A 12,921-nucleotide genomic window follows, 5' to 3' on the forward strand; every position below is an offset into this window, starting at 1 on the left:
GCGGGCCGGTCAGGCCGGACGGGCGACGACCAGCTCCCGGGCGAACCATTCGATCGTGCCGCGCAGCCCGTCCTCGACCGGGATGCGCGGACGCCAGCCGAGCACCTCCTCGGCCAGCCCGGTGTCGGGCCGCCGGACGCGCGGGTCGTCCACCGGGCGGTCGACGAAGCGGACCCTCGACCTCGAGCCGGTCAGCTCGATGATCAGTTCGGCGAGGCCGGCCATGGACACCTCGTACGGGCTGCCGATGTTGACCGGTCCCGGGTGATCGGACATCGCGAGGGCGATGATGCCCCGGACGGTGTCGTCCACGTGGCAGATCGAGCGGGTCTGGGAGCCGTCGCCGGTGACGGTGAGGTTCTCGCCGGTCAAGGCCTGGCGCAGGAACGTCGGGATGGCGCGGCCGTCGTCGGGGCGCATCCGCGGCCCGTAGGTGTTGAAGATCCGCACGATCGCGGTGCCGAGTCCGCGGGAGTGCCGGAACGCCGACGTCAGCGCCTCGCCGAACCGCTTGGCCTCGTCGTACACGCTGCGCGGCCCGACCGGGTTCACGTTGCCCCAGTACGACTCGGGCTGCGGGTGCACCAGGGGGTCCCCGTAGACCTCGGAGGTGGACGCGAGCACGAACCGGGCGCCCTTGGTCTCGGCGAGGTCGAGAGCGTTGCGGGTGCCCTGGCTGCCGACTTCGAGGGTCTGGATGGGGAATCGCAGGTAGTCGGCGGGGGAGGCGGCCGAGGCCAGGTGGAAGACGTATCCGACCTCGCCGGGGACGTTCACCGGCTCGGTGAGGTCGCGTCTGAGGAACCGGAAGTCCCGCCGTTCGGTCAGGTGCGCGATGTTGCGGGACGTCCCGGTGAGGAGGTTGTCCAGGCACACCACGGAGACGCCCTTGGCCAGCAGCGCCTCGCACAGGTGCGAGCCGAGGAATCCGGACCCTCCGGTGACGACGGCGCGCGGATGTCTCATCTTGTCCCCCTTGTTGCGGTGAGCGTCTTCCCGGCGGCTTCCACGGCCTGGTCGGCGGAGATCTCCAGCAGGCCCGGGTCGGGTTCGCGGCCGTGCGGGTCGCCCCGCCGCCCCGCCCACAGGACCAGGTGCTCGGCGCGGTCGGGCGGCCCCCACCGGCCGGGCGGCGTCGGGCCGAACAGCAGCACGGACGGCGTCCGGTACGCGGTCGCGAGGTGGGCGACGCCGGTGTCGCCGCACACCACGAGCCGCGCCCGCGCGACGAGCGCGGCCAGGTCCGGGAGGCGGGTGCGGCCCGACAGGTCGGCCCCCTCGTCCAGCCCGGCGAGTGCGGCGACGCGGCGCGCGATCGGCGCCTCCGCCTCGCCGCCGGTGACGACGACGCGCTCGCCGCGGTCCCGCAGCGCCGCCGCGACGGCCGCGAACCGCTCGGCGGGCCAGCGGCGCGCCGGGAACGCCGCGCCCGGATGGACGACGGCGGCGCCCGGCGCGGGGGAGGGGAGCGAGGGCGCGGGCAGGTCGAGGTCGCCGGGGTCGGCGCCGAACCCGTACGCCGACACCAGCCGGCACCAGCGTGCCACCTCGTGCTCGCCGGAGTCCCAGCCGGGCCCTCCGGTGTGGCCCGCCTCGGGGCAGGCGAACGCCAGAAGCCGGCCGGGCCGCAGCGCGGCGAGGATCCGGTGGCTCCGCGGGCCGCTGCCGTGCAGGTTGACGGCCACGCCGACCCCGTCGGCGGGCGGCAGTTGCCGCAGCCCTTCCACCGGTAAGACGTCGTCCACCGCCCCCGTGGAGCGGGCGAGGAAATCCAGCGCGGCCGGCGCGGCGAGTGTGACGCGGGCGCCGGGCGTCCCGCGCCGCAGGGCGCGCAGCGCCGGGACGGCGGTCAGCAGGTCGCCGAGGCCCAGCGCGCGCAGCACCAGGACCCGGCGGCCCGCCTCGGGCGCCGTCACGGCCACGACGTCTCCTGCGACGGGCAGACGACCATCTCCCGCACCTCGCACCCGGCGGGCTGGGAGAGCACGAACGCGACGGTCGCCGCCACGTCCTCGGGGCGGTTGAGCTTGGCGTCCGCGCCCGGCTTGTACTGCTCGGGGCGGTCGTCGAAGAACGCGGTGTCCATACCGCCGGGCACGACCATGGTGACGGCGACCCGCCCGGCCATCTCGGCGGCGAGGGCCCGGGTGAACCCGACGACGCCGAACTTGGACGCGCAGTACGCGGTGGCGTCGCTCACCGCCCGGAACCCCAGCGTGGACGCGACGGTCACGACGCGTCCGGCCGGCTCGTTCTCCAGGTAGGGGAGCGCGGCGCGGACGACGGCGGCGGTGCCCAGCAGGTTCACCTGGACGACCCGCTCCCAGTCCTCGGCGGGGACGTCGCACAGCGTCCCGCAGGAGTCGATGCCGGCGGCGGTGACGACGGCGTTCAGCCCGCCCGCGGAGCGGGCCAGCCCGTGGACGGCGCGCTCGGCGCACCTGCGGTCGGCCAGGTCGGCCTGCATGTGCTCGAAGTCGTCCTTGGGCGGGTGCCGGTCGAGGACGAGCGGGCGCCCGCCGTCGTCGGCCACCTTGCGCGCGACGGCCGCGCCGAGTCCGGAGGATCCGCCGGTGATGAGGACGTTCATGACGCGTTTCCCTTCGTGGTCGACAGCAGGCGCGTGGTGGAGCGCCCTTCCAGCAGGGGCAGCAGGACCACCTCGCCGTTGTGGGCCCGGACCGTCTCGGCCTCGGGCAGCGCGGTCCCGGCGTAGTCGGCGCCCTTCACCCAGACGTCCGGGCGCAGGCGCTGCAGCAGCGGGGCCGGCGTGTCGTCGTCGAACACCAGCGCGGCGTCGACGTCGCTGAGCGCCTCCAGCACCCGGACGCGGTCGGCGGCGGGCGTGACCGGGCGGGCCGGCCCCTTGCGGCGCCGCACGGAGGCGTCGGAGTTGACGCAGACGATCAGGCAGTCGCCGAGCCGCCGCGCCTGCTGCAGCATGCTGACGTGGCCCGCGTGCAGCAGGTCGAAGCAGCCGCCGGTCGCCACGACCGTCCCGCCCGCCCGTCTCGTGCGGTCGACGACGTCCCAGGCGTCCTCGCCGCGCTCGGGGACGAGCCGGGCGGTGCCGGACTCGGCGAGCTGCGCGGCGAGGGCCGCGGCGGCTCCGGCGCGGACGAACTCCGACGCGCGGTGGACGCCCTCGGTGACCGCGGCGGCGAGCGACCCGCCGTCGGCGAGCGCGCCGACGGCCCCGGCGGCGAAGCTGTCGCCCGCGCCGCACGAGTCGCCCCTGGCGGGCCGGGCGGGCGCCAGGAACGGCGCGTCCGACCCGTCGCAGAGCAGCGCGCCCTCGGGGCCGAGCGTGACCGCGACGCCGTCGATGCCCCAGGCGCGGCCGAGGTGCCGGCCGCGCCGCCCGGCGGCCGACAGCCCGGTCCCGCCGATCTCGGCGCCGTCGGCGGCGGCGAGCCGGGCCGCCTCCTCCGCGTTCGGGGTGAGTAGCCGGACGCCGGGGACGGGCGGCTCGCCGCGCGGATGCGGATCCCACACGACGGGGACGCCCGGGGGCAGCTCGCCCAGCAGGGACCGGACGGCGCGGTGCCGGGTGACGCCGCGGCCGTAGTCGGCGACCAGCACCGCGCCGGCCCCCGCGATCGCGTCGGTGACGCGCGGGCCGACGGGCCCGTCGAGGGCCTGCCCCTCCCCGGCGTCCAGCCGCGCCACCGACTGCCCTCCGGACCGGATGCGCAGCTTGCAGGGGGTGCCGCCGTGCAGGTGGAACGCGGCGACCTCGACGTGCTCCTCCAGCATCGCGCGCAGCCGCCGGCCGCGTTCGTCGTCGGCGAGCGCGGTGACCAGCACCACCTCGCGCCCGGCGGCGGCGGCCAGCAGCGCCGCCAGGCCCGCGCCGCCGGGGCGGGGCCGCTCCTCGGCCTGCTCGACGACGGGCACGGGCGCGTCCGGGCAGAGCCGGCTGCTGCTGCCGACGATGTCGATGTCGAGCAGGACGTCGCCGGCGACCACCAGCGGGCCGGTCATGGTCTCACCCCCAGGGCCTCGTCGACCACGCCGCACAGCAGGTGGACCGCGGCGAGGTGGATCTCCTGGACGGTCGCGGTGGCGGGGGCCTGCACGGTGATCGCGTCGTCGCACGCGCCGGCGAGGGCGTTGGGCCCCGGCCCGGTGACGGCCCACGCGGTGATGCCGAGCTGCCGGGCGCGGTGCGCCGCGGCGATCACGTTCGGGCTGCGGCCGCTGGTCGACAGGCACACCAGCACGTCGCCGGGCCGCCCGTGCGCCTGCACCTGCCGCGCGAACACGTTGACCGGGCCGTAATCGTTGCCGATCGCGGTCACCGACGAGGTGTCGGCGTGCAGCGGGATCGCCGACAGCGGGCGCCGCTCGTCCTCGAACCGGCCGACGAGCTCGGCGGTCAGGTGCTGCGCCTCGGCGGCGCTGCCCCCGTTCCCGCACGCCAGCAGCCGCCCGCCGCCGCGCAGCACGCCGGCGAGGTGGCGACCCCACTCCTCGATCGCGGGGACGTGCTCGCGGAACCGCAGCGCGGCCTCGGCGAGGGCCTCCAGCCGCCGGTCCTGCGCGGTCGCGGTCCTGGTCTGCGCGGCCGGGGCCGTCATGCCGCCACCTCGCTCAGCGCGGCGGCGTGCCGGTAGACCTCGGCGGTGCCTTCCGCGACGCGGGCCCACGAGTACCGGCCGCGCGCCCGGTCGCCGCCCGCCGCGCCCATCGCGGCCCGCCCGGCCGGGTCGTCCAGCAGCGCCCGGACCGCCCCGGCGGCGGCCTCCGGGTCGCGCGGGGGGACCAGCGTCCCGGTGACGCCGTCCACGACCGTGTCGAGGTGGCCGCCGACGGCGCTGGCCACCACGGGCACGCCGCAGGCCATCGCCTCCAGCGGCACCATGCCGAACGGCTCGTACCAGGGCAGGGTGAGCACCAGGCTCGCCGAGCGCAGCAGGGCGGGGACCTCGTCGCGGCCGAGCCGCCCGAGGAACTCCACGCGGTCGGCGACGCCCGCGTCCCGCGCCACCCTGCGCAGCCGGCGCACCTCGGGTTCGCCGCCGAGGTCGCCGCGCGGCGGCCCGCCCGCGACGGCCAGTTCGGCGTCGGGGAGGTGGGCCAGGGCCCGGATGGCGGTGTCGACGCCCTTGCGCTCGACGAGCCGCGACAGCACCACGAGCCGGTGCCGGCCCGCGGGCGGCCCGGCGGGTCGGCCGGCGGGGCCGCCGCCGGGCGCGAACAGGCTCAGGTCGACGCCGCACGGCACCACCCGGACGTGGTCGCGGGGGACGCCCATCGCGCTCAGTTCGGCGATCTCGTCCGAGCAGGTGGCGATGACGGTGTCGGCGGCCCGCCCGACCGCGCGTTCCAGCCGCACCCGGGAGGCCGGGCTGGTGTCCTTGTCGCCCTGGTGGCGGCGCTTGACGGTGCCGAGCGCGTGGTAGGTCTGCACCACCGGCACCCGCCGCGACCCCGCCGGCTGCGCGGCCTGGATCGCCGCCAGGCCGCTCATCCAGAAGTGGGCGTGCGCGACGTCGGGCGGGTCGGCGGCCCAGCGCTGTTCCAGGTAGCGCCCGAAGTCGTGCATCCACGGCAGCAGGTCGTCCTTGGCGATCCGCTCGGGCGGCCCGGCCGGGACGTGCTCGACGCTCACGCCGGGGGCGAACCTCACCCGGCCGGACGGGACGGGCGCGTCCCGCCGCGTGTAGACGGTGACGTAGTGCCCCTGCCTGCCGAGTTCGGCGGCCAGCTCCGCGACGAACACGTTCTGCCCGCCGCCGTCCGCCCCGCCCAGCCCCTTGCCCGCGGGCCCGCCCCGGACGGCCAGCGGGCTGGCGTGCTCGGAGATCATGGCTATCCTCATCGCGTTACCTCCTGGAGAGTTCGCCGCCAGTCGCGGAGGAACCGCGTCAGCCCGTACCGCTCGGCGGCGTGGGCCCGCGCCTCCTTGCCCATCTGGCGGGCGCGCGGCGGGTCGGCGGCCAGGGTCCGCGCGGCGTCCGCCAGCGTGGCGACGCGCGTGGACAGCACCCCGGCCTCCGGCGGCACCGCCTCGACCGCCTCGGTGGTGGCGAGCGCCACCACCGGCAGGCCGAGCATCATGGCCTCGATCAGCGCGAGGCCCAGCGAGGTCCACCGGTAGGGGTGGACGTAGACGCGGCGCCGGGCGAGTTCCTCGTGCATCCTCGCCTGCGGCAGGTCTTCGAAGGTCCAGAGGGATTCGGGGGCGATCCCGAGCCGGCCGGGGACGCCGGCGACGTTCATCCCGAACAGGTCGAGGGGGACGGCCGCCGCCAGCTCGGCCAGCAGGTCGGTCCCGGCGACGCGCCCGCGGCGCAGCGGGTCGTTGACGACCACGCCCGCGCGCGGCATGTCCCCGGTGTACCGGTGGCCGGGGTCGACGACGCCGTGCTCGATGACCGTGGTGGGGGCGCGGCCGCAGTTCCAGAACAGCCGGTTGAAGTGCGTGACGTGCACGACGGGGATGTCGGAGCGGTCGTGCAGGAAGTGCCGGCTGTCCGGGACGACCTCTTCGGGGACGCCGATGTCGGAGGGCGTCCGGCGGGGCGTGTCGTGCTCGACGTAGACGGCGGGGACGTCGCGTCCCGGGCGGCGGCCGAGCCATTCCTCCGCCAGCCGCAGCTCGTGGGGGCGTTGCAGGACGACGGCGTCCACGTCCTCGCCGCGCAGCCGCTCCGGCGGCACCTCGACCGCGCGGCCGGGCCAGTGGAACGTGTCGGGCCGCCCCTTGCCGTCCGGGCCCCGGTCCGGGGTGACGGGGACGAGCGTGGTCTGCGGGCCGTGCACGAACGAGGTCGCCCACGACCCGTGGACGTGCCACATCAGGACTCTCACCGTGCGGGCACCTCCTCCGCGGTCCTCACGATCTCCACGGCCGCCGCGACCTCCTCGGCGCCGACCGAGGACAGGCACGGATGCCCGGCGACCGGGCATTCGCGGGCGCGGCTGTCCCGGCACGGCGCCCCCTGGTCGCCCAGCAGCGCCATCGGGACGCCGAACGGCGCCCACCGGGCCGCGGGCACGGTCGGCGCGAACAGCGACACGACCGGCGTGCCGACGGCGGCCGCCAGATGCGCGGGGCCGGTGTTGCCGGCGACGACGGCGCACGCGCCCTCCAGCACCGACGCCAGCTCCGGCAGCGTCGTCCGGCCGCCGAGGTCCAGGCCGTCCTGCCCGGCGACGGACGCGGTCAGCTCCTTCTCGTCGCCGTGCCCGGTGACGACGACGCGGTGGCCCGCCGCGTCCAGCAGGCGGACGGCCTCGGCGCAGCGCTCCGGCGGCCACGCCCGCGCGGGCACCGAGGTGCCCGGGTGCACCACGACGTACCCGCGGCCGCCGGTGAGGTGATCGGTGTCGGGGAGCGGCCCCCGGACCCGCAGCCGGGTGTCGGCCGGGGACGGGAACCCCGCGTCCTCCGCCAGCGCGAGCATCCGCAGCGGCTCGGGCACGTCCTCGCCCGGCAGGTGCCGCAGGTCGAGCAGCGAACCGGGGTAGTCCTCGCTGATGCCGCCGATCCAGGGCGTCCCGGCCAGCCGCAGCAGCAGCGCCAGCGGCAGCGGCGACTGGTGGAACGAGGTCAGGATGAGGGCCCGGTCGAACCCCTGGAGCCGGCGCGTCAGCGCGTCGATCTCCGACCGCTCGACGGGCACGCCGTCCGGGTCGATCCAGGGGGCGCACCACTCGATGACGGAGTCGACGCCCGGCAGCATGTCGGCGGCGGCGCGGCCGCGCGGCCCGCACAGCAGCACGACCTCGTCGGCGCGCTCGGCCACCGCCCGCACGGCGGGGCCGGCGAGCAGCACGTCGCCGAGGTTGTCCTGGCGGGAGACGAGGACCCTCATCGGCGCCGCCTTCCGCCGAGGACGAGATCGACGGCCGCCCGCAGCGTCGGCGCCGTCTCGGCCGCCTGCGCGATCTCCACCGGCCGGGTGCGCCCGGTCGGGACGAGGATGCCCCGCGCGCCCGCGGCGGCGGCGGCCTCGACGTCGCCGCCGATGTCGCCGATCACGGCGCAGTCGGACGGCCGTGCCCCGAGGCGCCGCGCCGCCCGCTCGATCAGCCCCGGACGCGGCTTGCGGCACCCGCAGCCGTCGCCGCCCTCGTGCGGGCAGAACTCCCACACGTCGACGGGCCCGAGGAGCCGCTCGACCCGCGCGTTGACGCGCCGCACGTCATCGGCGGTGATGCGCCCCTTGGCCACGCCCGACTGGTTGGACACGACCCCGATCCGGACGCCGTGCCGCCGCAGCCGGTCCAGGGCGCGCCGCGCGCCCGGCATCGGCTCCACCCGCGCCGGGTCCCCGTTGTAGGGGACGTCCCGGATGAGCGTGTCGTCGCGGTCGAACAGCACGACCCAGGGGCCGCCCCAGGGCCGGGCGCTCCGGTGGGCGATGAGGCCCCGCACCCGGTGCCACACCGCGGCGGGCGGGATGGCGGCGCTGGTCACCGCCATCCTCGCGACCTCGTCCGGCGTGCGCGGCCCCGGCCGGATCCGCTCGTAGGCGAACCGGGCGGTCAGCGCGCCCCAGACGGCTCCGGCGGCCAGGGCGGCGGCCGCGCCGCGCCGGCCGCCGAGCGCCACGGGGGCCGCCGCGGCCAGAAGACCGGCGGTGGTGGTGAGCAGGTGGCGGCGGAGCAGGCCGCGTCCCTCGCCGGCCCGGTCGCGCCACGAGGGGCCGTGCACCCGCCACATGAGGATGTCGTCGGCGTTGCCCGCCTGCGCCTTCACCGAGGCCCAGAAGCCGGCCGGCCGGACGGGGTGCGTCAGCCTCCGCGCGCCCAGGACCAGGCCGTGCCCGGCGTCCATGGCGCGCAGCGCGAGGTCGGCGTCCTCCCGGTAGGCGCGGCGGAAGCGCTCGTCGAAGCCGCCGAGCGCCGCGAGGACGCCGCGGCGGTAGGCCATGTCGGCGGTGATCCAGTCCGCGCCCGCGAGCGCCGCCGTGTTGCGCTCCCAGTCCGTCGGGCGCCGGTCCCACGGCAGCGGGACCGTGACCCGGCCCTGGGAGCCGCCCACCTCGGGCGGCAGGTCCGCGAGGTCGGCGGCCAGCCTGGCGGGCCAGTCGGGCTCGGGCACGACGTCGTCGTCCAGGAAGGCGACCCACTCGGTGCCGGCCGCGCGCCAGCCCGCGTTCCGGGCCGCGGCGGGCCCGCGGCCGCCGGAGCGGATCACCCGGATCTCCGGGCCGCCGGACACCGGCAGGGGGAGCGGCGCGCCGGGCGCGGGACGGTCGTCCACGACGATGATCTCGCGGAGCGCGTCCGCCCCGGTGCCGGGGCCCGCCAGCGCGTGCAGCGTGGCGCGCAGGCTCTCCCGGCCGATCGTCGGGATGACGACCGTGTGGTCGGCGGAGCGGCTCATCGGGCGTGCACCTCCCGGCGGCGGACCACGTACGGCCCGATGGCCAGCAGGTCCACCGGGGCGGAGCCGAAGCACTCCAGCGCGTCGCGCGGGTCGTCGACCATGGGGCGGCCGGCGGTGTTCAGGCTGGTGTTGACGACGACGGGAAGGCCGGTCCGGCGGCGGAACTCCTCCAGGAGCCGTGCGACCAGCGGCTCGTCCCCGGCGGCGACCGTCTGGATCCGGGCGGTGCCGTCCACGTGGACGACCGCGGGGATCCGCTCGCGCCAGCCGGGGCGGACCCGGTGGACGAACAGCATGTACGGGCTCGGCAGCGGCCCGTCGAAGATCTCCGGCGCGTGCTCCAGCGCGACCATCGGCGCGATCGGCCGGAACTGCTCGCGGCCCTTGACGTCGTTGAGGCGCTCCACGTTGCCCTCGTGACCGGGGTGGGCGAGCAGCGAGCGGTGCCCCAGAGCGCGCGGGCCGAACTCGGAGCGGCCCTGGAACCAGGCGACGATCTCGTTGCGCGCGAGCGCTTCGGCCACCGCGGCGGCCAGGTCGCCGGGCCGCTCGTACGAAATCCCGGCGACGTCGAGGCGCTCGGCGATCTCGCGGTCGTCCCACCGGCGGCCGAGGTCCGCGCCGGGCATGGCCGCCGGCGGGTCGCCTCCCGCCCGCGCGACGTGCAGCGCCGCGCCGAGCGCCGTCCCGGCGTCTCCGGCGGCGGGCTGCACCCAGATGTCGTCGTACGGGCCGTCCTCGGCGAGACGGGAGTTGGCGACGCAGTTGAGGGCGACGCCGCCGGCGAGCATCAGCCTGCGGGAACCGGTGCGGCCGTGCAGCCAGGTCGCCAGGTCCAGCAGCACCTCTTCGAGGCGGGCCTGGACGCTCGCGGCGAGGTCGGCGTGGTCGCGGGTCCATTCGCCGCCGGACGTGCGGGCCTTCGCCAGCGCGCCCCAGTCGATTCCGGTGACGGCGAAACCGCCGTCACCGGTGGCGTGGATGTGCTCGCGCAGCTCTCCGAGGAAGCGCGGCTCCCCGTAGGACGCGAGCGCCATGACCTTGTACTCGTCGCTGGAGCGCAGGAAGCCGAGGTGCTCGGTCAGGTCCTCGTACATCAGCCCGAGCGAGTGCGGCAGGCGCTGGGCGTGGAGCGGGGTCAGGGCGCCGCCCTCGTAGGTCCCGGCCAGGTGCGAGTGCGACTCGCCGCGCCCGTCCAGGACCAGGACGTCGCCGTCGCCGGGTCCGGGCGCGGCGAGCGCGGCGGACGCGGCGTGCGCCACATGGTGCGGCACGTACCGGACGATTCCGGGGTCGAGCCCCGGCAGCGCCGTCGACAGGAAGTTCGGGGCCCGGCGCGCGTACAGGGTGCGCAGCCGCTCCCACTGCTCGTCGTGCCCGCCGAGGCCGGGCTCGACGAGCCCCGGATCGTAGGAGTAGGCGACGGCGTCGAGGTCGCCGGGCTCCAGCCCGGCCTCCTCAAGGCACCACCGGGCCGCCTGCTCCGGCAGTTCCCAGCCGGAGAACGGCACCGGCCGCTTGCCGTGCTTGCGGCGGCTGAAGCGCTCCTCCTCCGCCGCCGCGACGACGGCTCCGCCGGACACCAGTGCGGCTGCCGGGTCGTGAAAGATCGCATTGATTCCGAGCACGCGCATATAGGCCCCGTTTCGGCGCTGCGTTGGCTGATGTGCCGGTGGCGTCGTCGTAGTCACCGGCTCTTGGCGGTCTCGCCGGGAGCAAATCCCCTATAGGTGATTCGACATTGCCGATAACGTCGGCTCTAAACGCTGAAGTCAGAAAAGTCGCTGGTGAGCGAAATGCCAGGTAGGCGGCATGACGGTACATAGGGCCGAGGACGGTGGGTACTGGCGGCTTCATGCGCTATACCGTCGTCGTCATCACCAAAGACCGGCGGCACTCCCTTGCCGCGACGCTCGCGCGCACGCGTCAAATCGCGGAACTCCCCACGGTCATCGTGGTGGACAACGCCTCGAAAGACGGCACCGCCGACGCCGTCGCGGAGGAATTCCCGGAGATCCGGCTGATCCGTTCTCCGCGCAACCTCGGGGCGGTCGCCCGCAACGTCGCGGTCGACCACGTCCGCACTCCGTACGTGGCGTTCTGCGACGACGACACATGGTGGGAGCCGGACGCGCCGTCCCGCGCCGCGGCCCTGCTCGACGCGCACCCGCGCCTCGCGGTCGTCACCGGGCGGATCCTGGTCGAGCCCGGCGGGCGCGAGGACCCGATCGTGCCCGAGCTGCGGGAGTCGCCGGTCCCCGGGCCGCCGTGGCTGCCCGGCCCCGCGCTCGGGTCGTTCCTGGCCGGGGCGTCCATGGTCAGGACGGACGCGTTCCGCGAGGCAGGAGGGTTCTCCGCGCGGCTCTGGCTGGGCGGCGAGGAGGAACTGCTCAGCGCCGACCTGATGGCGCTCGGCTGGCAGCTGTGCTTCGCCGAGGACGTCGTCGTGCACCACGCGCCGTCCGGGCTCCGCGAGGCGCACCTCAGGCGCCGCCACGGCATCCGCAACACGCTGTGGTTCACCTGGCTGCGCCGCCCGCTGCCCGCCGCCGTGCGGCGCACGGCCGGCCTGCTGCGCACGCTGCCGCGCGACCGCGTCACCGCGGGCGCGCTCGCCGAGGCCGCCGCCGGGCTGGCCTGGGTGGCCCGCGAACGCCGGACGCTGCCGCCGGACGTCGAAGACCGGCTCCGGCGCCTGGAGACCTCCCAGCGGGAGTCCACGGCCCGCCGTTACGTGAGCTGAGGAGCGGCCCATGCCCGACGAGACGAGGCCCGACGAGACGAGGCCCGACGAGACGAGGCCCGACCAGACCTTGCCTGACCGGACCAGGCCCGGTGTGACGATCCTCGTCGCGACCCGCGACCGCGCCCCGGAGCTGCGCCGCAGCCTCGCGCACCACGACGCCCCGGTGATCGTGGCCGACAACGCCTCCGCCGACGGCACCGCGGCCGCCGCCGAGGAGGCCGGCGCCACCGTGCTGCGGCTGCCGCGCAACCGCGGCGCCGCGGCCCGCACCGTCGCCGCCGAGCGCGCCTCGACCCGCTACGTCGCCTTCGCCGACGACGACTCGTGGTGGGCGCCCGGATCGCTGGACCGCGCCGTGGAGATCCTGGACTCCCATCCGCGGACGGCGCTGCTCGCGGCCCGGGTGCTCGTCGGCGCCGAGGAGCGGCTGGAGCCGGTGTCGGAGCAGATGGCCCGCTCGCCCCTCGGGCGGCCGGACGGGCTGCCCGGCCCGGCCGTCCTCGGCTTCCTCGCGTGCTCCGTCATCGTCCGGCGCGAGGCGTTCCTCGGCGTCGGCGGCTTCTCCGACGTCCTGCACTTCGGCGGGGAGGAGGAACTGCTCGCGCTCGACCTGGCCGCCGCCGGATGGGGCCTCGCCTACGTGCCCGAGCTCGTCGTCCACCACCATCCGTCCGAGGCGGGCCGCGACCCGGCGGCGCGCCGCCGCCGGGAGGCGCGCAACCGGCTCCTGACCGCGTGGCTGCGCCGCCCGCTCCCGGCGGTCGCCCGCGCCGCCGCGTCGGCGCTCGGCAGCCGCGACGGCCGGGCCGGCCTCGCGGACGCCGCCCGGACC

12 protein-coding genes are annotated in these 12,921 nt (G+C 76.7%); 2 read left to right on the plus strand and 10 right to left on the minus strand.

Annotation, left to right across the window (positions count from 1 at the left end):
- Nucleotides 1-9: 9 nt before the first annotated feature.
- The 10 genes from E1281_RS10540 to E1281_RS10585 are packed head-to-tail and all read right to left on the minus strand — an operon-like array spanning nucleotide 10 to nucleotide 10,977.
- Nucleotides 10-966: an NAD-dependent epimerase/dehydratase family protein gene (locus tag E1281_RS10540; protein ID WP_131877098.1), complete on the minus strand. Its 957-nt coding sequence runs from the start codon at nucleotides 964-966 to the stop codon at nucleotides 10-12.
- The gene (locus E1281_RS10545; protein WP_243716813.1) at nucleotides 963-1,922 is read right to left on the minus strand and encodes a glycosyltransferase family 9 protein; all 960 of its coding nucleotides are present in this window, start codon (nucleotides 1,920-1,922) and stop codon (nucleotides 963-965) included. The genes E1281_RS10540 and E1281_RS10545 overlap by 4 nt, the downstream gene beginning before the upstream one ends.
- The gene (locus E1281_RS10550) at nucleotides 1,913-2,590 is read right to left on the minus strand and encodes an SDR family oxidoreductase (RefSeq protein ID WP_131877099.1); all 678 of its coding nucleotides are present in this window, start codon (nucleotides 2,588-2,590) and stop codon (nucleotides 1,913-1,915) included. Before E1281_RS10550 ends, E1281_RS10545 begins: the two co-directional genes overlap by 10 nt.
- On the minus strand, nucleotides 2,587-3,984 hold the full coding sequence (locus E1281_RS10555) for a PfkB family carbohydrate kinase (protein ID WP_131877100.1): 1,398 nt from the start codon (nucleotides 3,982-3,984) through the stop codon (nucleotides 2,587-2,589). The genes E1281_RS10550 and E1281_RS10555 overlap by 4 nt, the downstream gene beginning before the upstream one ends.
- Entirely contained in the window at nucleotides 3,981-4,580 is a 600-nt protein-coding gene (locus E1281_RS10560; RefSeq protein ID WP_131877101.1) for an SIS domain-containing protein, read from the minus strand. The genes E1281_RS10555 and E1281_RS10560 overlap by 4 nt, the downstream gene beginning before the upstream one ends.
- On the minus strand, nucleotides 4,577-5,824 hold the full coding sequence (locus tag E1281_RS10565; RefSeq protein WP_131877102.1) for a glycosyltransferase: 1,248 nt from the start codon (nucleotides 5,822-5,824) through the stop codon (nucleotides 4,577-4,579). The genes E1281_RS10560 and E1281_RS10565 overlap by 4 nt, the downstream gene beginning before the upstream one ends.
- Nucleotides 5,821-6,816 carry a glycosyltransferase family 4 protein gene (locus E1281_RS10570; RefSeq protein ID WP_243716815.1) on the minus strand — a complete coding sequence of 332 codons (996 nt, stop codon included), beginning with the start codon at nucleotides 6,814-6,816 and terminating at the stop codon, nucleotides 5,821-5,823. The genes E1281_RS10565 and E1281_RS10570 overlap by 4 nt, the downstream gene beginning before the upstream one ends.
- Entirely contained in the window at nucleotides 6,813-7,823 is a 1,011-nt protein-coding gene (locus E1281_RS10575) for a glycosyltransferase family 9 protein (protein ID WP_131877104.1), read from the minus strand. Before E1281_RS10575 ends, E1281_RS10570 begins: the two co-directional genes overlap by 4 nt.
- Complete coding sequence (locus tag E1281_RS10580) at nucleotides 7,820-9,340, minus strand: HAD-IIIA family hydrolase (RefSeq protein WP_131877105.1); 1,521 nt, start codon at nucleotides 9,338-9,340, stop codon at nucleotides 7,820-7,822. The genes E1281_RS10575 and E1281_RS10580 overlap by 4 nt, the downstream gene beginning before the upstream one ends.
- Nucleotides 9,337-10,977 (minus strand): carbamoyltransferase C-terminal domain-containing protein, encoded by a 1,641-nt coding sequence (locus tag E1281_RS10585; RefSeq protein ID WP_131877106.1) that lies wholly within the window; start codon nucleotides 10,975-10,977, stop codon nucleotides 9,337-9,339. Before E1281_RS10585 ends, E1281_RS10580 begins: the two co-directional genes overlap by 4 nt.
- A 221-nt stretch (nucleotides 10,978-11,198) precedes the next feature.
- Here E1281_RS10585 and E1281_RS10590 point away from each other — a divergent pair, with 221 nt between their 5' ends.
- Together E1281_RS10590 and E1281_RS10595 are read left to right on the plus strand one after the other, a co-directional pair.
- Nucleotides 11,199-12,086, plus strand: a complete 888-nt coding sequence (locus E1281_RS10590) for a glycosyltransferase (RefSeq protein ID WP_131877107.1) — start codon at nucleotides 11,199-11,201, stop codon at nucleotides 12,084-12,086.
- 10 nt (nucleotides 12,087-12,096) lie between these two features.
- On the plus strand, nucleotides 12,097-12,921 hold an 825-nt coding region (locus E1281_RS10595), incomplete at its 3' end, for a glycosyltransferase (RefSeq protein WP_131877108.1).

This window comes from Actinomadura sp. KC345 (genome assembly GCF_004348515.1).
Lineage (GTDB): Bacteria > Actinomycetota > Actinomycetes > Streptosporangiales > Streptosporangiaceae > Spirillospora.

Bases quoted from the DNA above. Each gene is read 5' to 3' on its own strand.
- E1281_RS10560 (WP_131877101.1), bottom strand. From the start codon at position 4,580: ATGACGGCCCCGGCCGCGCAGACCAGGACCGCGACCGCGCAGGACCGG.
- E1281_RS10585 (WP_131877106.1), bottom strand. From the start codon at position 10,977: ATGCGCGTGCTCGGAATCAATGCGATCTTTCACGACCCGGCAGCCGCA.
- E1281_RS10565 (WP_131877102.1), bottom strand. From the start codon at position 5,824: ATGAGGATAGCCATGATCTCCGAGCACGCCAGCCCGCTGGCCGTCCGG.
- E1281_RS10550 (WP_131877099.1), bottom strand. From the start codon at position 2,590: ATGAACGTCCTCATCACCGGCGGATCCTCCGGACTCGGCGCGGCCGTC.
- E1281_RS10540 (WP_131877098.1), bottom strand. From the start codon at position 966: ATGAGACATCCGCGCGCCGTCGTCACCGGAGGGTCCGGATTCCTCGGC.
- E1281_RS10575 (WP_131877104.1), bottom strand. From the start codon at position 7,823: ATGAGGGTCCTCGTCTCCCGCCAGGACAACCTCGGCGACGTGCTGCTC.
- E1281_RS10580 (WP_131877105.1), bottom strand. From the start codon at position 9,340: ATGAGCCGCTCCGCCGACCACACGGTCGTCATCCCGACGATCGGCCGG.
- E1281_RS10590 (WP_131877107.1), top strand. From the start codon at position 11,199: ATGCGCTATACCGTCGTCGTCATCACCAAAGACCGGCGGCACTCCCTT.
- E1281_RS10555 (WP_131877100.1), bottom strand. From the start codon at position 3,984: ATGACCGGCCCGCTGGTGGTCGCCGGCGACGTCCTGCTCGACATCGAC.